General features: G+C 42.7%; 17 protein-coding genes. 8 read left to right on the top strand and 9 right to left on the bottom strand.

Annotation, left to right across the window (positions count from 1 at the left end):
• Positions 1-57: 57 nt before the first annotated feature.
• A complete protein-coding gene (locus CCS90_RS04570; RefSeq protein WP_099018748.1) occupies positions 58-345 on the bottom strand; it encodes a GIY-YIG nuclease family protein in 288 nt (95 codons plus the stop codon).
• A 270-nt stretch (positions 346-615) separates the two neighbouring features.
• Positions 616-1971: a UDP-N-acetylmuramate:L-alanyl-gamma-D-glutamyl-meso-diaminopimelate ligase gene (mpl, locus tag CCS90_RS04565; protein WP_099018303.1), complete on the bottom strand. Its 1356-nt coding sequence runs from the start codon at positions 1969-1971 to the stop codon at positions 616-618.
• Positions 1972-2087: 116 nt separating this feature from the next.
• Between mpl and CCS90_RS04560 the strand changes: the two genes are divergently transcribed.
• On the top strand, positions 2088-2942 hold the full coding sequence (locus tag CCS90_RS04560; protein WP_099018302.1) for an alpha/beta hydrolase: 855 nt from the start codon (positions 2088-2090) through the stop codon (positions 2940-2942).
• A gap of 14 nt (positions 2943-2956) precedes the next feature.
• On the opposite strand, the gene CCS90_RS04555 is transcribed toward CCS90_RS04560, so the two are convergent.
• A complete protein-coding gene (locus tag CCS90_RS04555; RefSeq protein ID WP_281275165.1) occupies positions 2957-4198 on the bottom strand; it encodes a M24 family metallopeptidase in 1242 nt (413 codons plus the stop codon).
• A 64-nt stretch (positions 4199-4262) separates the two neighbouring features.
• Here CCS90_RS04555 and CCS90_RS04550 point away from each other — a divergent pair, with 64 nt between their 5' ends.
• The 6 genes from CCS90_RS04550 to CCS90_RS04525 all read left to right on the top strand — a co-directional run bounded on the left by CCS90_RS04550 (position 4263) and on the right by CCS90_RS04525 (position 10820).
• Positions 4263-5336, top strand: a complete 1074-nt coding sequence (locus CCS90_RS04550) for a M24 family metallopeptidase (protein ID WP_099018301.1) — start codon at positions 4263-4265, stop codon at positions 5334-5336.
• A 101-nt stretch (positions 5337-5437) separates the two neighbouring features.
• The gene (locus CCS90_RS04545) at positions 5438-6223 is read left to right on the top strand and encodes a 1-acyl-sn-glycerol-3-phosphate acyltransferase (RefSeq protein ID WP_133566477.1); all 786 of its coding nucleotides are present in this window, start codon (positions 5438-5440) and stop codon (positions 6221-6223) included.
• Positions 6192-7151: a YheT family hydrolase gene (locus tag CCS90_RS04540; RefSeq protein ID WP_099018299.1), complete on the top strand. Its 960-nt coding sequence runs from the start codon at positions 6192-6194 to the stop codon at positions 7149-7151. Before CCS90_RS04545 ends, CCS90_RS04540 begins: the two co-directional genes overlap by 32 nt.
• On the top strand, positions 7148-9160 hold the full coding sequence (locus tag CCS90_RS04535; RefSeq protein WP_099018298.1) for a tetratricopeptide repeat protein: 2013 nt from the start codon (positions 7148-7150) through the stop codon (positions 9158-9160). Before CCS90_RS04540 ends, CCS90_RS04535 begins: the two co-directional genes overlap by 4 nt.
• 2 nt (positions 9161-9162) lie before the next feature.
• On the top strand, positions 9163-9918 hold the full coding sequence (locus tag CCS90_RS04530; RefSeq protein WP_099018297.1) for an undecaprenyl-diphosphate phosphatase: 756 nt from the start codon (positions 9163-9165) through the stop codon (positions 9916-9918).
• A gap of 14 nt (positions 9919-9932) precedes the next feature.
• Positions 9933-10820, top strand: coding sequence for an alpha/beta fold hydrolase (locus CCS90_RS04525; RefSeq protein WP_099018296.1), 888 nt, complete (start codon positions 9933-9935; stop codon positions 10818-10820).
• Positions 10821-10841: 21 nt separating this feature from the next.
• Here the strand turns inward: CCS90_RS04525 and CCS90_RS04520 are convergent, their stop codons facing one another.
• From CCS90_RS04520 to CCS90_RS04510, 3 genes are all read right to left on the bottom strand, one after another.
• On the bottom strand, positions 10842-11624 hold the full coding sequence (locus CCS90_RS04520) for a DUF817 domain-containing protein (protein ID WP_099018295.1): 783 nt from the start codon (positions 11622-11624) through the stop codon (positions 10842-10844).
• Between the two features lie 140 nt (positions 11625-11764).
• A complete protein-coding gene (locus CCS90_RS04515; protein WP_099018294.1) occupies positions 11765-12433 on the bottom strand; it encodes a DNA alkylation repair protein in 669 nt (222 codons plus the stop codon).
• Between the two features lie 137 nt (positions 12434-12570).
• A complete protein-coding gene (locus CCS90_RS04510) occupies positions 12571-14274 on the bottom strand; it encodes a right-handed parallel beta-helix repeat-containing protein (protein WP_133566476.1) in 1704 nt (567 codons plus the stop codon).
• A 203-nt stretch (positions 14275-14477) separates the two neighbouring features.
• On the opposite strand from CCS90_RS04510, the gene CCS90_RS04505 reads away from it, so the two are divergent.
• The gene (locus CCS90_RS04505) at positions 14478-16289 is read left to right on the top strand and encodes a winged helix-turn-helix domain-containing protein (RefSeq protein ID WP_211337030.1); all 1812 of its coding nucleotides are present in this window, start codon (positions 14478-14480) and stop codon (positions 16287-16289) included.
• A gap of 105 nt (positions 16290-16394) precedes the next feature.
• Here the strand turns inward: CCS90_RS04505 and CCS90_RS04500 are convergent, their stop codons facing one another.
• The 3 genes from CCS90_RS04500 to CCS90_RS04490 all read right to left on the bottom strand — a co-directional run bounded on the left by CCS90_RS04500 (position 16395) and on the right by CCS90_RS04490 (position 19356).
• The gene (locus tag CCS90_RS04500) at positions 16395-17951 is read right to left on the bottom strand and encodes an AbgT family transporter (protein WP_099018291.1); all 1557 of its coding nucleotides are present in this window, start codon (positions 17949-17951) and stop codon (positions 16395-16397) included.
• A 488-nt stretch (positions 17952-18439) separates the two neighbouring features.
• Positions 18440-18970 (bottom strand): DUF6265 family protein, encoded by a 531-nt coding sequence (locus CCS90_RS04495; protein ID WP_099018290.1) that lies wholly within the window; start codon positions 18968-18970, stop codon positions 18440-18442.
• A gap of 125 nt (positions 18971-19095) precedes the next feature.
• The gene (locus CCS90_RS04490) at positions 19096-19356 is read right to left on the bottom strand and encodes a hypothetical protein (protein ID WP_099018289.1); all 261 of its coding nucleotides are present in this window, start codon (positions 19354-19356) and stop codon (positions 19096-19098) included.
• Positions 19357-19460 lie beyond the last annotated feature (104 nt).

Genomic DNA, 19460 nt, shown 5'->3' with positions numbered 1-19460 from the left:
CCGCCTTACCGGCGAAGGCCGGTATCCAGAGTGCTTGGGTTGGTGTAACTGAATAATTTAAATGATATCCTGGTATAAATCTTTCCAAAAGGGATTTAACTTTTCAATCAAGTTAATTTTCCAAGCTCTTTTCCATTCTTTCATTTGCTTTTCTCTAAGTAATGCAGATTCCATGGTTAGATGTTGTTCGAAATATACCAGCATATGAGTTTGGTACTTTTTAGAAAAACCTTCAACAGCATTAGATTTGTGCTGATAAATTCGTTGAATTAAATCACTGGTTACTCCAATGTAGAGCGTTCCATTCCTTTGGTTGGTTAATATATAAACAGCTGGGTTTTTCATCTCCATTTATATTATCACAAACTGTTAAATCTATCCTATCGACACTGGATACCGGCCTTCGCCGGTAAGGCGATTGTTGGGCGCCGGTAAGGCGTGTATATTAAAATTAATACTTTAACCAAGGTGATCTGGTTTACATTCTTCCAATTAATAGTTCTGAGTAACGACTCAGAGATAATGGGTAAAAGATGTGTCTCTTATCAATAATGAACTCAATATTTAAATCATCCGATTTGCTGATATGACTGGTTACAAAAAATGAATAATGCTTCATTCTTCTAACAATCCCAACAACCGCCTCGGCGCATTGTCAAAACTGCCATTGCTCATAAACACCACTTGGTCGTTGATTTGTAAATCAGCTTTCAAGCGCTCAAGTAAAGCCTCAACTGAATCCACAATAACACACTGTTCAGCCAACTGATTTCTGATGGCCTCATCCCAATCCATCTCTGGGTAAATCATCACATAGGCTTGGTCACTCCCTGATAAAGCCTCAGGTAAGGCTTTGGCGTGCACGCCAGCACGCATCGAGTTGCTGCGGGGCTCTAAAACCGCAATGGTGCGGCCTTGGCTAACGGCTTTGAGGCCTTGCAAAGTGGTTTCAATCGCGGTTGGGTGATGAGCGAAGTCATCATAGATGGTGATGCCATGCGCCTGGCCAATGAGTTCCATCCGGCGTTTGACGTTTTGAAATTTTTCCATCGATCGCGCTGCATCTTGAATTGCAACACCGGCTTGTTTCGCGGCCAAAATGGCGGCCAAGGCGTTCAATTGATTGTGTTTGCCAGTGATAGACCAATTGATATCGGCCAATTTTCCAGAGGCGTTTCGAATACTGAATGGTCGGGCATCATCAGCACTGGTTTCGATCCAGTAATCGGCTTGATCATCGCTGCCAAATGAAACCACCGGCGTCCAACACCCCATTGCCAAAACCGCTGCAAGGTTGGCATCATCCTGATTAACAATGATTTGACCGTTTTGCGGCAGGGTTCTGACCATATGATGAAACTGCGTTTTTATTGCCTCCAGGTCTTGGAATATATCGGCATGATCAAATTCCAAATTATTCAAAATCACCACATCACTGTGGTAATGGACAAATTTTGATCGCTTATCAAAAAAGGCCGAATCATACTCATCGGCTTCAATCACAAATGCGGCAGAATCAGTGATTCGTGCAGATTGTGGAAAATGATGACAGACACCACCGATCAGAAACCCAGGATCTATTCCATTATCTTCAAGGATCCAAGCCAACATGGAAGCGGTGGTGGTTTTACCGTGGGTTCCGGCGACAGAAAAAACCTGTTTATTTCGCAACACCTGTTCACCCAGCCAGCCAGGACCTGAAACATAAGACAGGGATGCTTCCAACAAATATTCAACTGCTGGCATTCCGCGGGTCATCACATTGCCGACAATGACTTGATCCAAGCCAGGCTGTTGGATGGGTTCGGCGTCATAGCCGGAATGAATTTCAATCCCCAGTTGAGCCAACTGGTCACTCATCGGCGGATAAACATTTTGATCGGAACCGGATACCTGGTGGCCTAATTGTCGGGCTATGGCTGCAATGCCACCCATAAAAGTACCACAGATGCCGAGGATATGAATTTTCATCGCTGCATGATTAAAAAATTTGTTATTTTAGCAGAGTTCAGTTGATGCCATGACTTATTGATTTATGCTTCACCATTCATGTAACATCTTCCCTCCCCTGATAAAAATTAAGATCGATGAAAACCCTTAACTTAAAACAACTTTTAATGTCATTCTTGATTGTTTCAAGCGCCTGTTGCTTGGCCAATAAACAACAACCTCATTTCCAGTCTGCGCCATTTTCTATTGGTGAAACCATCAGTTGGCATTCATCGGTTTTAGATGAACAAAGAAGCATCAATGTGTATTTGCCACAAAGCTACCACCAAGGGTCGAATCAAGATTATCCTGTTATCTATTTATTGGACGGGTCCGCAGATGAAGACTTTATTCACATTGCTGGTCTGGTTCAATTCGGCTCATTTTCCTGGATAAAAATGTTGCCTGAATCGATTGTTGTGGGAATTGCCAATGTTGACCGCAAACATGACATGACCTACCCAACTCAAAATGAACAAGACAAAAAAGACTTTCCAACAACTGGAGGGTCAAAACAATTCATTCAGTTTATAAAAGATGAGTTACAACCCATGGTCAATCTGAAATACCGCACCACGACAAACAAAACCATCATTGGCCAATCTCTCGGCGGCTTATTGGCCACTGAAATCTTATTCAACCACCCTGAAATGTTTGATAATTACCTGATTGTCAGCCCCAGTCTGTGGTGGGATGATGGTTCATTATTGAACAGTAAAACTGAGGTGTATCTCAGCAAACAAACAGTTTTCATCGGCGTAGGTAAAGAAGGAACAATCATGGAAGGTGCTGCCAAATCGCTGTATGAGGTGTTGAACAAACACCCCAATAAGAACCTCAAATTTCAATTTTTTGAACAACTTGATCATGGTGACACATTGCATTTGGCCGTGTATGCTGGTTTTGAATTTCTGTTCAACCAACAAAACGCAGCGGCGGTTGAAAATAAATAAAGGCGAACCCTGCTTTACACAGCTTGACCAAATGGATCATCAATTGAATGTGATGGCTCAGTAAACCACTTGGGCCCGTCAGCCGTCATGTAAAAATGATCTTCTAATCTGACACCAAATTCACCAGGCACACACAACATCGGTTCATTACTGAAACACATGCCAACCGCCAAAGGGGTTTTGTCGCCCCTGACCAAATAAGGGCCTTCATGGATGTCCATTCCTATACCGTGACCCGTTCGATGCGGCAGTCCAGGCGTCTGATAATCTGGACCAAAACCTTGTGATGCCAAATAACTTCGGGCTGCGATGTCAGCAACTTCACAGGCCTGACCCAATTGGGCCGCCTTAAAAGCCGCTGCTTGTGCCACTTTTTCAGCCTGCCAAATGCTGGTCTGTCGGTCTGATGCTTCACCAAAAACATAGCTGCGAGTGATGTCGGATTTGTATTTTTCAACTTCACACCCTGTGTCAATCAACACCATGTCATTGTGTTGCAGCGTCTTGGGAGTTTTGACCCCATGCGGGTAAGCCGTGTCCTCACCAAACAACACAATACAGAAATAGGAACCCTTGGGTGCACCCACTGCCTGGTGTGCTTGATGGATAAATGCAGTCACCTCTTGGGTGGTAATGCCCTCACGCAAAATCCTTGCGGCGGCTTTATGGACTTGCAGTGTCATGTCTTTGGCTGTTTGCAACAATTGTATCTCATGTTCAGATTTGCGACTGCGCACAAATTGACTGACCCATTGACCGTTTTCAAATACCGCCTCTGGGCTTACTTTTTTCAACCCGTCAAACATAAAAAACGGCAGCGTCTCATCCAAACCAATGGTTTTGATGCCATGTTTTTTACAGCGCTGCTGGACCACTTGGTAAGGGCTTTCATGCTCTTGCCAGCCATGCACCGAACCTTGGACCTGCATAAAACCTTGTAAAGTGCCTATTTCAAAATGGGGTGCAATGTACTCTAACACCCCGTCAGCGGTGAGCAGCGCACCGACCATGCGTTCACTGGGGTGCCAATTGGTGCCAGTAAAATAACTTAAATTGGTGCCGGCATGGATGTACATGGCATCCCAGCCCAATTTAACCATCTGAGCCATCGCCTGATTGATCCGTTGTTGGTATTCAACCAATTGAATGGGCTGAACTTTGCTGGCCATGTTTTTGAGTTGACTCAACTCTGTTTGGGCATCACTGCCACCAACGCCAATGGTCATGTCATCACCTGTTGTGAGAGAAAAAAACATTATAGTGAGCTCAAATTTACTTGTACAATCTATTTTCTATATATACCAACAGTGAATCATTATCATGACGCGGTTAAATCAAATCACCCACAGACTTAAAGCTGAACAAATCGATGCTTTGTTGATTTTTGATGCAAACAACATCACCTACTTAAGTGGTTTCACTGGCCATGCCGCCACTGCCTTGGTGCTGGCTGGCCAAGCGTATTTATTGACAGATTACCGCTATTTTGAACAGGCCAAAGACCAATGCTCAAGTTTCAATGTCGTCTGTCGTGATCGAGTCAATCAAAGTTTAGCCGCTTTGATTCAAGCCTTATTAGAAAAACATGCTGTCAATAAATTGGGGTTTGAAGCCAATCACATCAGTCATGGTGTCTGGGTTGATATGATGCAAAACTGGCCTCAAGTCAGTTGTTTACCGACTGTTCGATGGATTGAAGATTTGCGCTACATCAAAGACCAGGGAGAACTTCAATCGATGCAATTGGCAGCCAATATTGCTGACCAAGCTTTGGGAGAATTGTTGACGCGCATCCAGCCTGGCATCACTGAGCGTGAATTGGCCATTGAACTTGAACATCAAATGGCATTATTGGGTTCAGAGCAACCCTCCTTTTCGACCATCATGTTAGCCGCTGAACGCAGTGCTTTGCCTCATGGTGTTCCGGGAGACAAGGCTTTGCAAAATGGTGATCTATTGTTGATTGATTTTGGCGCTGTGATTAATGGTTACCATTCGGACATGACCAGAACCTTTGTCTTGGGTGAAGCCGATGCCAAGCAAAAAGAAATTTACCAAACCGTTTATAACGCCCAACAAGCCGCCATGGACGCATTCAATCATGAAGTGAGTGGTGAAATGTTGTATCAACAGGCCCAAAAAGTTTTGAACCAGTCTCAATATGCCCAGTACCAAGGCGAAGGATTAGGACATGGTGTTGGCATGGATTTACATGAGTTTCCTTTTATTGGACAGGGTTGTGAACTGACCATCAAGAAACATTGTGTGGTGACCATTGAACCAGGCATTTACATTCCTGGCTGGGGCGGTGTGAGGATAGAGGATGATGTGTATTTAACCGATAATGGCTTGCAGTCTTTGACTCAATTTCCGCGTGAACTGATTGAACTCTGAGTTTTCCAGCATTCAGCCAGTAAAAACCAACTTGTGGAATGCAAAAAATTGTCATTTCTTCTATAATGTTCGCCTTGTCTTTTCCCCGGTAAGCAACACATTTGAAAACAATCATTCACACAACGCGCTTTTTATTGCGCTTCATTGGCTTTGTGCTGACTTTTGTATTTGTATTGCCGTTCATGATTTTCAGTGTGCTGCTGACTAAATTATTTCGCAACCACAACACCAATGAGTTTATTTTGATCTATTGGTCTCGATTGGTGTGTTTTATCTGTGGCATCAAAGTCTATGTCCATGGTCAAAAACCGAAATCACCGGTGCTGTTGTTGGCCAACCATGTTTCTTGGTTAGACATTCCCATCATTCACTCTTTGATGTTGGCTGGTTTTGTGGCTAAAAGCGAAATTAAATATTGGCCTATTTTAGGCTGGGTCACTTTAATTGCTGACACCATGTTTTTGCAACGTGGCAGTGCTGAATCACGCAAAGGCGTGCTGAATCAAATCAAAGGTCGATTAAGCAACGGACGTTCTGTGGCTATTTTCCCAGAAGGAACGGTGACAGATGGCAGTTATTTACGTACCTTCCATCGCCAATTAATCCATGCTGCAGTTGAAACCCAAACCCCCATATTTCCAGTGGCAATTAAATTCCTCAATGCCGACGGCAGCAGAAATGACCAGGTCGGTTTCTTGAACAATGAATATTTCATCACCCATGTGTGGCGTATTTTAACTTTGCCCAATTCAAGGGTTGAAATCCATTGTGGAGATTTACTCACTGACTTCGATTTGGGTACCCGAGCGCTGACCTTACAGGCCAGGTCTTATGTTGAACAGGAGTTGCTGAAAAATGATTATATGTCAGCCACCAATAAGACCTAAAAACAAACACCTACAATCCATTTTAGCGAGTTCAAAAATTCGCTTGTTGCGTTTGCGTAACAACAACCCAGTGGTTGCCAAGCAAGTGGTACAAGAATTAAAAAATCCATTGGCTACCCTGCTGGGGCATTACACGGCCAACGACGAAAATGCTGACACCGTTGCCATATTATTGCATGGTTGGGAAGGCAGTTCGCAATCCACATACATTCAGCTACTGGCCAATTCACTGTATGCCGAAGGCTTGGATATATATCGATTGAACTTGCGTGATCATGGTGATTCTCATCACCTGAATGAAGACCTGTTTCATTCATGTCGGATTGAAGAAGTGGTTCATGCGGTACAAGACATACAAGCCCAATTCCCCAACAAAAAATTCATCATGTGTGGTTTTTCACTGGGCGCCAATTTTGCTTTGCGAATAGCTTCAAGGGCCAAAGAGGCAGGTTTAACTTTCGAACATGTTTTTGCTGTATCACCCCCATTGATACCGAAAAACAGTATGGACGCCATTCATGGCTCAAAGCTGTATAATAAATATTTTTTAAAGAAGTGGAAACGTTCTTTACACATCAAGAATAAACTGTTTCCACATATTTTTGATGATCAAAGGTGGCAGCAAGAAGAAAATTTAGAACGATTGACCCAAATGTTGATATTGGATCACACCGAATACAGCAGCACCGATGATTATTTTTCGGGTTATTCCATCACTCCAGATGTCATTCGGTCGATCAATTGCCCCACTGACGTGATAACTGCATGGGATGATCCCGTGATTCCTTTCAAAGATTTTAGTACAATTGACCGCTTGCCACAAATCAAGTTGTTGACCACGTCCCATGGTGGGCATTGTGGTTTTATCCAAGGCTGGCGTATGCGATCATGGATTGAAGACCATGTGATTAAAGAGATAAAAAAATGAGTCAAATTGAAAACATCAAAGTATTACATAACCAAGGACAATTCGAACAAGCCATTGAAGGCTATCAGGAATTATTAAAAAACGAGCCTAACAATGATGAGGCCCATTTTGGCATTGCCCATGCCAGTAGCCGCATCAATGACATCGAACAGGCCCTGGTGCATGCCAAAGAAGCCGTCAAATTGGTGCCAAACTCAGATCGATACCAACAATTCAAAGGACAAATGTTGTTGGCCAACCGCGAAATTGATGCGGCTTTAAGTTCGTTCAAACGATCCATCAAAGAAAACCCTAATTTATTTCATTCATATTTAGCGATTGGTGATATTTACGCCATCAAAAATGAATCTAAAAAAGCCAAAGACCATTACAAATTGGCCTTAAAGGTCGAAAGTAACGGCATTCCAGCCATCATTAAACTATCGAAACTGTTGTTACTTGAAGGTGATTACCAAGGGGCAGCCAAAGAATTACAGCAAGCTGAATTACAGTTTCCAAATGATCCAAATTTAAAATTACAATTAGGTATCATGCGTTTGGAACGAGGTGAAGATGGCTTTGCTGAATTGTATTTTTCTAAGTTATTGGAAGATGAACCCAACCACGCTGTGGCCAAAACCTATTTAAGCATCAGTTTGTTAAACAGTGACCCAGACCGAGCTTCTAAAATCATAGCTGAATTGGTTGATCAACAAGTTCAAATACCAGAACTGATGGCGGCCTTGGGCTTATTTTATGCCAAGAACAATCGTTACCAAGATGCAATTCAATACCTCACACCGATTTGTCAATCAGGTTTGGCTTATCCCAGTTGGTTGATGGCCTTGGCTGAATCCTTCGCCGCCAACTTGCAACCCAATTCAGCCATGAAAGTGTTGTCCGAAGTTTTACAGCGAGGGGACAATCCCAAGGCTTTGATCATCCTGGGACAAATACACCAAATCAATGACAATTATCAATTGGCGATAAAAACGTATCAACGAATCAAACCGGGTGAAAAAGAATTCAACCAAGCCTTATTAAGACAAGCCGAATGCCTTTATAAAAGCAGAGACTTTGAAGCCGCCATTAAAAAACTGGATGAGTTATTGGGCGAGAAAAATGACCACAACGCTGGCATTAAACTGAAACTGAATGCCTTGTCTAAATTAAATCGATTTGATGATGCCTTGGCCCTGATTGAATCAATAGACGCGAGTAAACAAGGCAAAGAATTCAATCAATTGATGCATTTCTTCGCCGGGCTCCTGCTCGATGAACAACAGAAGTACGACCAAGCATGGGATCACTTTTCAGCCCTTGAACACAAACAACCTCACGAGGTTCAAATGCTCAGCGCAGCAGATGAAAAAGCAGTGCAAAGTTTTTCCTCAGAGCCTGCCAATTCAGTCTTTAGGTTTGTCTTCACTGATCCGGCCACGGGACACCATGATTTTTTACAATGGCTACAAGACAATAACATCACACCGCTGATAGATCGCTTTACTGCCAAAGCCAGAACGGATGTGTTTGCTCAACAATGGACGGTCTCCATGTTGCAAGAAATCACCGAGGCACAAGCTCATTTGTGGCGCAAAAAGTACACCAAACAACTGAACCTGGTGATTTCAGACAACACCGATGTGGTGATGGATTTTATTCCTTTTTCACCCATCAACGTGGCTGTCATTAAGAAGATATTCCCCAAAGCACATGTTTTGATCTTAAGTAGAAACTTTGCTGACATGCGTTTGCACAATCAAGTTTTTGGTACTTACCAACTGCACTACACACAGATTTCTAAAGCCACCAATCAAATGGTCGCGATGAACCCCAATGTGGCTGTGGTAGATATTGATGAATGGCAAAACAAACAAGTCAACGCCTGTGAAAGTATCGAAAAAATCTTCGGCAGTCAAACCAGTGACTTTAAACTGCTTGATGTGAAACCTTTGGATCGAATGATCATGCCGTTCATGCACTGGAAAAATTACCAGCAGCACTTAAGCCAAAAACCACAAAGCGATTAAAGATGTCTGATTTTTTGCAATGGGTGGTGTTGGCTTTGGTTCAAGGCTTGACTGAATTTCTGCCCATTTCATCGTCTGCACATTTGATCTTGGCATCAAAATTTGCCGGTTGGCAAGACCAAGGCTTGGTGATGGACATTGCCGCTCATTTTGGTTCATTGTTGGCGGTGATGCTTTATTACCGACAGCACATCATGGAACTTTTGAGTGGTAAAAATTGGCCGTTGTTCAATCAGCTGCTGATTGCCAGTTTACCCATCGCATTGGTGGGCTTTTTGTTGGCAGGCTTTATTGAAGAAAACCTCAGGTCAGTTTGGGTGATAGCCGGGGCATCGGTATTTTTTGGGGTGTTGTTGTGGCTGGCGCAAAAATCAGCTCAACAGCAAAGTCTTGACTTGAAAAAATCATTGTTGATTGGTATGGCACAATGCTTGGCCTTGATACCTGGCGCTTCAAGATCTGGGGTGACCATGACCGCAGCGATGGCTTTGGGATTAAGCAAGACCCATGCCGCAAAATTTTCATTCTTATTGGCGATACCAGCCATATTGATGACGACTGCCTATGGTGGACTTAAATTAATGCAACAGCCACAGGCCTATGACCTGGCTGGTATTTTTACCATTGCTGGGCTGGGCTTTTTGGCTGCTTGGTTATGCATCCATTGGTTCATGCAATACATCGAAAAAATAAACTTCATTTGGTTCATGCATTACCGGATCATTTTGGCTGTTTTGATTTTCATTAACTGGCGCTGAGACTGATTGATCCAATGCTTAACAAACAACCCAAAGAACTTGTTTTTGAAACCCGATATGGCAACATAGCAGCGCTGCAATGGGGAACTGGTAATAAACACAAGACCCTGGCCTTACATGGTTGGTTGGACAATGCCGCCAGTTTTTGGCATTTGGCACCGATCTTGGCCGAGCAAGGCATGGAAATCACTGCCATTGATTTTCCTGGTCATGGACTTTCTGACCACCGGGCACCAGGACATAACTATGGCTTCATTGATTATGTCATTGATATTCAAGCAGTGATTGACCAAATGGAAAAACCCATAACCTTATTGTGCCATTCCATGGGGGCTGCCATAGCTGTGATGTATGCTGCTGCTTATCCAGAGCAAATTGATCGCTTGATTTTAATTGAAAACTTAGGTCCTGTACCGCCTTATATTCCTGGCAAAGCCGTCAGTTCACTTCGTGAAGCGTTGAAATTATGGCGCAATCACAGCCTGGAGCATAAGCGGTTTTATCCCAATGTAGCGCTGGCCATCAAAGCACGGCAAGAAGCCACACCAATGGATGCTGAAATCATCCGTCCCCTGGTAGAAAGGGGTTTGTGTCAAACCAAGAAAGGATTTCATTGGCGAACCGATAAACGCCTCAGGTTACGCAGTTTTTTCAGGATGTCCGAGGAACAAATACAAGAATATTTAGCCGCAACTCAAGTCCCTACTCAATTGATCATTGCTGAACCGAGAACATATGCACTGCAATACCCCATGGTGGAAGACCGCATCAAAACATTGAATCCGGCACAATTCAACAAACTCGATGGTGATCATCATTTACACATGAGTCACGCCCGGGCTGTGGCCAATTCGATTGCAACTTTCATGGCCAGACCAAAACCAGAGGTTGACGACCAATAAGCTTGTCTACCTGCTGTGGCTTCAGTCATGGTTAAACTCCAGTCGATTGATCAGTGTGACCAACACAAAGCTCAGTTGAATCAATAAAAACCAGGAAACCAGTTTCGACCAAGAAACCATCTGCCACTGCATAGTTTGATTTGGGTAAATCCAAATATTTGTGAAAGTGCCAATGTTCTCGGCCAACCAAATAAACAATGCCACCAACATCCAACCCAATAACAAAGGCATGTGTCGATGGCTGATGATGATTTTGAAATATATTGTTGTTTTATGGAACATGAAAAATGTCATGGCTAACAACAACCAGCGAATGTCTGGAACATAGTGGTGAGTAAAGAAATTAACATAGATCAACAACACCAATACAAGGGTGTAACTTTTGTTCGGATAATGATCATATCGGAACTCAAAAATTCGCCAGGCTCGCGTTATATAACTTCCCACAGCACTGTACATGAAGCCGGTGAATAAGGGCACATTTCCAAGACAGAAAAAACTGGCTTCAGGGTAAGACCAAGAACCAATGGCATCCGAAGTTTTAAACAGTTCCATGAGGGTAGCCACTGCATGAAACACCACAATCACCACCGATTCTCTGATGGTTTCCAAGCGAGTCATTAGTAACAAGATTTGAAAGGCAATGGCCGCCAAAAAAATGAAATCATATCGGTGTAAACTTTCCAGTGGGTACCAATACTTGGTAATGATCATCACTGACAAGAGAAATCCACCAAACAAACTGGCATAAGCCTGCTTGATACCAAACAACCACAACTCATGAAGGAAGTTTTTGACGCTCATGATGAATTGACACACCGCTCTTGATGGAATGATTGATAGCTTATACAAAAATTCAGGCACCCATGTGACAATGAACTGATGAATTGTGGCAGTCGATTGAGGGCTGTGTACATTTCACAACACCCTGTTGAGTTGTTGAATTATTGCTGTTGCCTGCTGACCATTTCATTGATCCAGGCCGGTGCAAAGGGTGAAGTACAACCCTTGGAAACTGGGTAATCTCGATAGACACCCAAATCTTCACCAATTTGCAAAGCTCGATCACGAAATTCCGGGAAGTTTATCCCAATACCGGCCAATACAAAATTCATGGTCCACTGTACCGCTGGTTGTGCTTGTGACATCTCTGCTTCAATCCGATTCAGTAATGCCCTTATGTCCAAACCTTCAGGGGCTTTTTCAACCCTTTCATAAGTTAAACTCCAGCCGGCTCGAGCAGCCATGGGATGTTTATCTGCCATCCACTGTTGCCGGAGGGTTTCTTTGTCAGGGTGTTTTTTGATGATGTAGGCGCTGAGCCAATCAGCCACTTGATCAAAGGTCGTCGAACGAACCATTTGATCCAATGTCGCGGTGGCAAGCACCTTGGGCTTAAACAATAAAATAGCCAACAATTGTGCATCTGTATTTTCCGTTTGCCAAAGTGCTGTGGCCAATTCATGATTGGTTTTGATTTGTTTGGCCAACTTTCTGATGTCACCTAACCTGACCCCATATTGCAGCGTGCCCGCACCCTTTTTGCGATTCTGCTCTCGCACCTTTTCATCACCCAGTGCTTCGAGGCTTTTTAATGCATGTTGAATATCCATAAAATCATTATACAACGATTTATTTTGCACAACCAACCAGACCAACTGGATATCAATTGATCCATGGCTGTGAGTAAAAAGCCACCCTTTAACTGGGTGGCTTAAGTCAGAATCATGAGGTCAAATTAAGCCATGCTTCAATCAAATCCATGGCTGAAAATCAAATCGCCATCAAATTCATAAGCACCGGCATCATAGGGGCCAAATGCATTGTTCACCGAACTGGTGTCTACGCCGCGATTTTGGTTGTTGAGGTCCTTGTGTTGATTGGGAAATAAATTGTTGTCACAAAAATCAATCGGGTCCGAGGCCAGGGTCAGTTGGAAATCACCTTCGCTGACATTGTTGAACAAGGGATCGTTGGTTAATACCGCACCCACATTACCACTTAAACTTTGGTTTTCATGCACCACAGTACAATCAATTTGTGTCAAGCCGTTGCCACTGAAATTAAACACATTGCCTTGGTCCCATATAATTGAATTAAACACATTCAAGGTTTGTATGCTGGCTGTATTATCGGCAGTAAATATATGGTTGGGCCCATTTCTGACCGCTGTATTGTAGATAAAATCCAATCGTGCGCCTTGATTCACAGCGCCATCAATTTTGAACAATTGATCGCTGAAGTTTTGGTTGACACCGATGTTGTCTCTGAACAGGTTGCCTTCTAAATACAAATGCGCACCATCACGCACCAAAAAGCCACTGACGTGATTGGATTGATTGAAAGCAATTTCAGTTTGCGCAATATGTGCTGTGGCACTTGCTCCAATATAGCCAGCTGCACCCTCGCCCACCGTGGTGATGAAGTAATTACCTTTGATCGATGAACAGGCATCGGAAGCAGCATATTGACAAGCTTGGCTGACCTGATGCATGGTCAGTTGTGCCGAATCAGTCACCACCAAGGCAGCGCCGAGGGAGGCACCTTCATTGGCATCAATGAGGGTATTAAGCAAGGTCGCACGGGTACCCACTCCAGTCAGAAAGATACCGCCACCATTTAAGCCATCATTGGCACTGGAAATATTGTGGGTGATTCTGGCGGCATGCGTTGCACTGCCCTCATTGTCCAGTTGAGAGCCGCTTTGTAAATAAATACCGCCACCTTTGTTCGCTGCGTTCTGATAGATACCTGATGGATTTTGCTGGGTATGGTCGCGACCACTGTGGTTACTTATTTGGCATTCATCATGTGCAAAAATACCGCCCCCATTGAAGTCAGCCGTGTTGTCATGAATGGCACTGTCAGCATCGATATTCACTGTAGCCCCGGAAGTACAAAAAACCCCACCACCATAACCAATCGCCAAGTTATTTCTGATGATTGAATTTTCCATGCTAAAACGCGCATCTTCTCCGCTCACATGAACCCCTGCCCCTTCACTGCCTTCGTTGTCATAGACCACGGAATTTCTTAAAATTAAATTCGTATTACCTGATACTTTGATTCCACCTGCACCGCTGGCGGTGTTGTTGCGGCCATCAAAGATTTCAAAATCTTCGATGATTACGGTCATGGTGATGATTTCATTGGCTGCCACCTTAACCACAGTTCTGTTGTTGGAATTAAGGCCACTCCAGCGAGATTTATTGATGCCTGCTATGTCGGCTTGAGCCGCCAAACAATTGTCATAGCCACCTTTGAACACTTTAATCTTATCAATGGTGAAATCATTGATATGCAGTTGTTCAGAAGTCACTCTGACTTCAGGGTCGTTGTCATTGTATGCTGGAAATAAATTATCGTAATCACAATCAGGTCCTAAGCCGACTGTTACGAATGCCTGTGAAGTGTTTAATGTCATCATTAAAAATAAGATCAGTAATTTTTTCATGGTTCGCCTCTTGGATAAATACTTGGTTTTACAAAATGAAGCCTGAAACAGCCTGAAAAGAATCTGAATCCTTTCTGAATTAAAAAAATGTGTGAACTGTTTAACAAAATTAATCCGCCGATCAATGGCATAAATTGTGTAATTCAATGGACTTATTTCATTTATAATATTGTTATCCTTGAGGGGTTGTTGCAGTCAAATTTGTGACTTTACAATCAATTTTTGTATCTGAACCGCATTTTATATTCATGATCTACAGCCTTAATCACGTTCAATTTGAAGTTAAAAACCAGCAGATTCTGGTGGCCGATAAAGTGATTCAATTGTCACCCAGGGGGCATCAATGTTTGTTGTTATTTTTAACCTCTGAAAATCAAATTTTAAGCAAAGACTTTTTACTGAAAACATTGTGGGAAAACGTGATAGTCAGTGATGATTCATTGTTTAAAGTGATTCAAGAAACCAGAAAAGCATTGCGTTCAACTGGCTTGAACGAAGATGTGATTACCAATGTATATGGCAAAGGCTACCAACTACAAGCCCCGGTTACTGCGGTTTCACAGCAATCATTCAAACCCCATGTGATTGGAGTGTTGGTGCTTTGTTTGTCTGTCGCTTTAATGATTGCATTGATCAAGGAGCCACAAGCACAGGTCACGGATGAAGTATTCAAGCGGCAGCTTGCTGCCATCGAATCCAATCCTCAACCGCAAAATTTGGTGTTTGAAGGGTTAACAATAGACCACCATTCACATCCTTCAGACCAGTTGAAACTGGCCTATTTACATGGCTTAGAACGTTACAAATCTGGCGATTATGATCGCAGCATTGCGCATTTAATGGCTGGTATTGATGCCTATGACAAAGGGGCATCTGTACCTGTTTTGGCCGATACTTATTTGCTGTTATCAAAAATGTATATATATCGTTCTGATAAAGAATCATTACAATATTTTTTAGACCAGGCTGAATTCCACTACCGTGCTATGAATGACCAGACAGGCATCACCTCAACCGCCATTTCACGGGCTCGTTATCATCAGTCTGTGTACCAATTTACCGAATCAATTGTGTTGTTGGAAAATATTTTAAACCAGGCCAAAATAAACAAAGATGCTTACAACCAAATGCGGGCTTGGGGTAATTTAGCCTATTCTTACCAACAAACCCATCAGGACAATAAACACGTTCAAGCATTAGAGCAAGCCTTGCGCTTGGCCTTAGAAATACCTGATGGTGACTATGCCGCTTATGCCTATGGCGCATTGTCACAAATTTATATGGAACAAGCTGATTTTGTCAAAGCCATGAAGTTTGCGCAACAAGCATTGAAGTTTGTCCTTGAACAACAAGACACCAATAATTTTCAACAAGGGTACAGTGCCTTTTACAACCTATTACAGGAACTGGGTCACCATGAATTGGCACAAGTTCATTTACAATCAGCCATTGAAATTCAGGCGCAATTTAATCAAGAAAGTCTGCTGGTTTTGGCTGAAATCAATTTAGCCAAAGTCAATATCACGCTTGGCGATTACGACCAGGCGAATGAATTATTAAAGAAATTACAGGCTGTTGATTTAACCACCAAGGAACAATTGGAAGTCACTGCCTTGTTGGCCTTGAACAGTTATTACCGACAAGACAACATCACCGCCTATACAGAAGCTAAACGGGTTTTTGAATCGACTGAGGTGGATACACAGGTCCTTTTGATTGCAGGCACGGCATTGGCCTTATCCAGTCATCAACTGGAACGGAATGATGAAGCCATCAAAATTTTCAATAGCCTTCAACCCATTACCAATCCAAATTGGTTTTTTGCGCACACTCAATTTCTGCAATTAGCAGAAATTGTTTTTACAAAAATCACACCCGATGAAAGTGAACGTAATAAGTGGGTTGAAGCCAAAACAAGTTATACGCAGATACGGCAAGAAATTAAAAACCAGACACAGCCAGATGATGACTTGATTAATGACTTAGGTGTTTATCTTGAGCAAATTATGAATTAAATTTGATTTTAATTAAATCGATTGTTGTTCATTGAATTGAAGATACCATCAAGACAGCAAACTGGGGCTGGTCCACTAAAGACGGCCCCAGTTAAATACTGACAATCAACCTGCTGGATAAATATAGCTGGCTTGTAGACCCAATGGAATACCAAAGCTCCAATAGGCCAGTAAGAAAATCGTCCAACCAATCAAGAATGCCACAGAAAATGGAATCATCAAAGCAATCAAGGTCCCAACGCCTGTGTCCTTAACATATTTCTGACAATAGACCACCACCAATGGGAAATAAGGCATCAAAGGGGTAATGATGTTTGAACTGGAGTCACCCACCCGATAAGCTGCTTGAGTTAAATCAGGTGAAATGCCCAATTGCATCAACATAGGAACGAAAATAGGTGCGAGTAATGCCCATTTTCCTGAAGCCGACCCAACAAATAGATTAACAAAAGCGGTTAAAAAGATAATCCCAACTATGGTGACTCCACTCGGTAAGGCCATATTTTTCAGCAACTGAGCGCCTTCAATCGCCATCAAAGCACCCAGGTTAGATTTTGCAAATGCAGCAACAAATAAGGCACAGAAAAACACCATCACCAAATAATAAGACATGCCATTCATCGCCTTGGTCATCGCATCGATCATATCCTTAGTGGATTTAAATGTGCCTGAGACAAAACCATACACCGCACCTGGAATCCAGAACAGCAAGAAGATCAAAGGCACAATTGATTGCATCATAGGTGCTTGAAACACCGCCAACTGACCTTCATGTCGCAGCGGAGAATCATCTGACCAAGCAGCCCAGATCAATGCGGCAATACCCAACAACATCACAGTAGAGGCTATATAGAATGATCTTCGTTCGGTACGTGAAATTTCATCTAACCGAGGTAAATCATCCGTATCTCCATCTATGTCCGTTTTCTGTAGACGAGGCTCAATAATTTTGTCAGTGATGTACCAGCCAATCAATATAATGAACAAGCTGGATGCAGAAGTAAAAAACCAATTATTCAGCGGATTAACTGCCATTGAAGGTTGAATGATTTGAGCCGCACTTTGGGTGAAACTTTGTAACAAAGGATCAATTCCAGATGGCACAAAGTTGGCACTAAAGCCGCCACTGACTCCAGCAAAAGCAGCAGCAATCCCAGCCAACGGATGTCTCCCCATGGCATAATAAATCACCCCAGCCAGAGGAATGACCAAGACGTATCCCGCATCGGTCGCCGTGTGGCTGACAATGGCTACCAAGATAATGGTTGGTGTCAATAAGAATGCCGGCGTGCGACGCAACATCAGTTTGATTCCCGTGTTGATAAAACCGGAATGTTCTGCCACGCCTACACCCATCATCGCTACCAAAACCACACCCAAAGGCGCAAAGCCAGTGAACGTTGTGACCATGGTTGATAAAAAGTTAGCCAGCGCATCACCCGTCAACAGGTTGTTGATTATAATCGGCGCAGATGTGCGTGGATCCAAGGCACTGAATTCAACCCCAGACAACAACCATGAAAACACCCAAATAATCAGCAATGCAAAAAGAAAAATGATGGCCGGGTCGGGTAGTTTATTTCCCACCCTTTCAATGGTATTCAGAAATCGTTGCACCCAGCTTAGTTTGACTGGTGCTTCAGGTGTTGCAGTTTCGTTCATGTCGGCCTCTTAAAAATTCGTTAAACCTGTTATACCCAAATCAACAAATTTAATCAAGATGGGTACTTTGAATCAATATTGATTTTCTTTGAAATAATCGATTTTATGAACACCAAGCATCAATACAACACCTAAACCAATGGCAATCAGATCATTAACATCAAAATACACAACACGCCAATGCTGTTCAAGCTCGTAAAAAATGGCACCTGATGTAAGACGCAACCAAGAAGTTTAAAAAAGAATGGAAGGTCAGTTGTTTAAAATGACTTGCATAAAAGCAATGGCCCAAAGATAAACATAAGACTTGGGGCTGAACCGAAAATAACTTGTGGCAGCGCATTGTCTATGGCTTTATTTGATCGAACACCCTCGGTCCGTAAAGGCAAGGCAAAGCAAATAAATATTGTACTCAGGTAAACGCTTTTTGATTTACATTTGCAATGCTTAAAGATTCAGTTCATGGTATTTTCAGTCTATGAATGCCATCAATCCATGGTCCTCTTATACGAGATTAAATGCTCTGTTCTGCTGCCATCTTTGTGTTTCATCACAATATAGCCTTCAATTTTATCTGGGCTTTTCTGATAAAAACTCAAGCCTGAAAAGTGCACTGCTTTTTCCTCAATCCTGACCAGTTTAAATGTAATAAAATCTGCTTTGTCTTCCCATGCAATAAAGTCTGCAGAAAAATGTTTAACCAACAACTCCAAACTGCCCTGCTGTTCTCTCAGTAGCATCAGCTCATAAAAGTTAACACCTTTTTCTTCATCAAACAATTTAAACATGCCGACCATGGAGCCGGCAGAAGCTGGGTTCCACACCTCTTCAAATTGACTGCCAAAGGCGGTGCCTTGCCACGATCCCACCAACCACGAAACATCCGACAGTGCCCCCATTCCAGGTTCAGCCCCTTCACTCAGTTTATAAGTGTGATCAGTCAACGTTTCTTGGGCATGAGCCACAGTACAAAACACCATGCAAACCACAATAAAACCCAATTGATGTACTTTTTTCATTTACATACCATTCCTTTAAACCACAATCATACCGAATTAACATCATTTTAATCGACCATTGTTTCGGTTATTTACATGGGTTCAGCAAGGCGAGTGGATAAAAACAAACCCCTTAAGCTGATCACTCAGATCATTTGTTGGGCAAATTGAGCCCTGACTTTGTGCATGATTGAATTGAATTTGGCTTGTAATGATTCGTCCACTTTGACTGGATCAATTTTCAATATGATTTTGGTCAATTCACGGATTTCATGATGATCAAGGGCACTTTCCTTGTCTGCGAGGACCCTGATTTTATCCAATTCAACCCCTGCCAACGGCTCATCATCATGGATGCATCGATCAGAATGACCGCTGCTAGATGGAAATTCATTTGACTTTTTCATGTGTGTGCCCTCATTTATTTTTTGTTGTTATGCTGAATATATTAGCAACACTGATCGATGTTTTTGCGGGGCTTCGTCACAAAAATAGCAATCTATTGGGACAC

Origin of the sequence: Marinicella litoralis, from assembly GCF_002591915.1 — a bacterium.
Lineage (GTDB): Bacteria > Pseudomonadota > Gammaproteobacteria > Xanthomonadales > Marinicellaceae > Marinicella > Marinicella litoralis.
This window is presented reverse-complemented; position numbering and strand designations above follow the sequence as displayed.

Coding starts and splice junctions, on each gene's coding strand:
- CCS90_RS04520 (WP_099018295.1), bottom strand. CDS start 11,624: ATGAGCGTCAAAAACTTCCTTCATGAGTTGTGGTTGTTTGGTATCAAG.
- CCS90_RS04530 (WP_099018297.1), top strand. CDS start 9,163: ATGTCTGATTTTTTGCAATGGGTGGTGTTGGCTTTGGTTCAAGGCTTG.
- CCS90_RS04525 (WP_099018296.1), top strand. CDS start 9,933: ATGCTTAACAAACAACCCAAAGAACTTGTTTTTGAAACCCGATATGGC.
- CCS90_RS04560 (WP_099018302.1), top strand. CDS start 2,088: ATGAAAACCCTTAACTTAAAACAACTTTTAATGTCATTCTTGATTGTT.
- CCS90_RS04540 (WP_099018299.1), top strand. CDS start 6,192: ATGATTATATGTCAGCCACCAATAAGACCTAAAAACAAACACCTACAA.
- CCS90_RS04515 (WP_099018294.1), bottom strand. CDS start 12,433: ATGGATATTCAACATGCATTAAAAAGCCTCGAAGCACTGGGTGATGAA.
- CCS90_RS04555 (WP_281275165.1), bottom strand. CDS start 4,198: ATGTTTTTTTCTCTCACAACAGGTGATGACATGACCATTGGCGTTGGT.
- CCS90_RS04510 (WP_133566476.1), bottom strand. CDS start 14,274: ATGAAAAAATTACTGATCTTATTTTTAATGATGACATTAAACACTTCA.
- CCS90_RS04490 (WP_099018289.1), bottom strand. CDS start 19,356: ATGAAAAAGTCAAATGAATTTCCATCTAGCAGCGGTCATTCTGATCGA.
- CCS90_RS04550 (WP_099018301.1), top strand. CDS start 4,263: ATGACGCGGTTAAATCAAATCACCCACAGACTTAAAGCTGAACAAATC.
- CCS90_RS04535 (WP_099018298.1), top strand. CDS start 7,148: ATGAGTCAAATTGAAAACATCAAAGTATTACATAACCAAGGACAATTC.
- CCS90_RS04570 (WP_099018748.1), bottom strand. CDS start 345: ATGAAAAACCCAGCTGTTTATATATTAACCAACCAAAGGAATGGAACG.
- CCS90_RS04500 (WP_099018291.1), bottom strand. CDS start 17,951: ATGAACGAAACTGCAACACCTGAAGCACCAGTCAAACTAAGCTGGGTG.
- CCS90_RS04495 (WP_099018290.1), bottom strand. CDS start 18,970: ATGAAAAAAGTACATCAATTGGGTTTTATTGTGGTTTGCATGGTGTTT.
- mpl (WP_099018303.1), bottom strand. CDS start 1,971: ATGAAAATTCATATCCTCGGCATCTGTGGTACTTTTATGGGTGGCATT.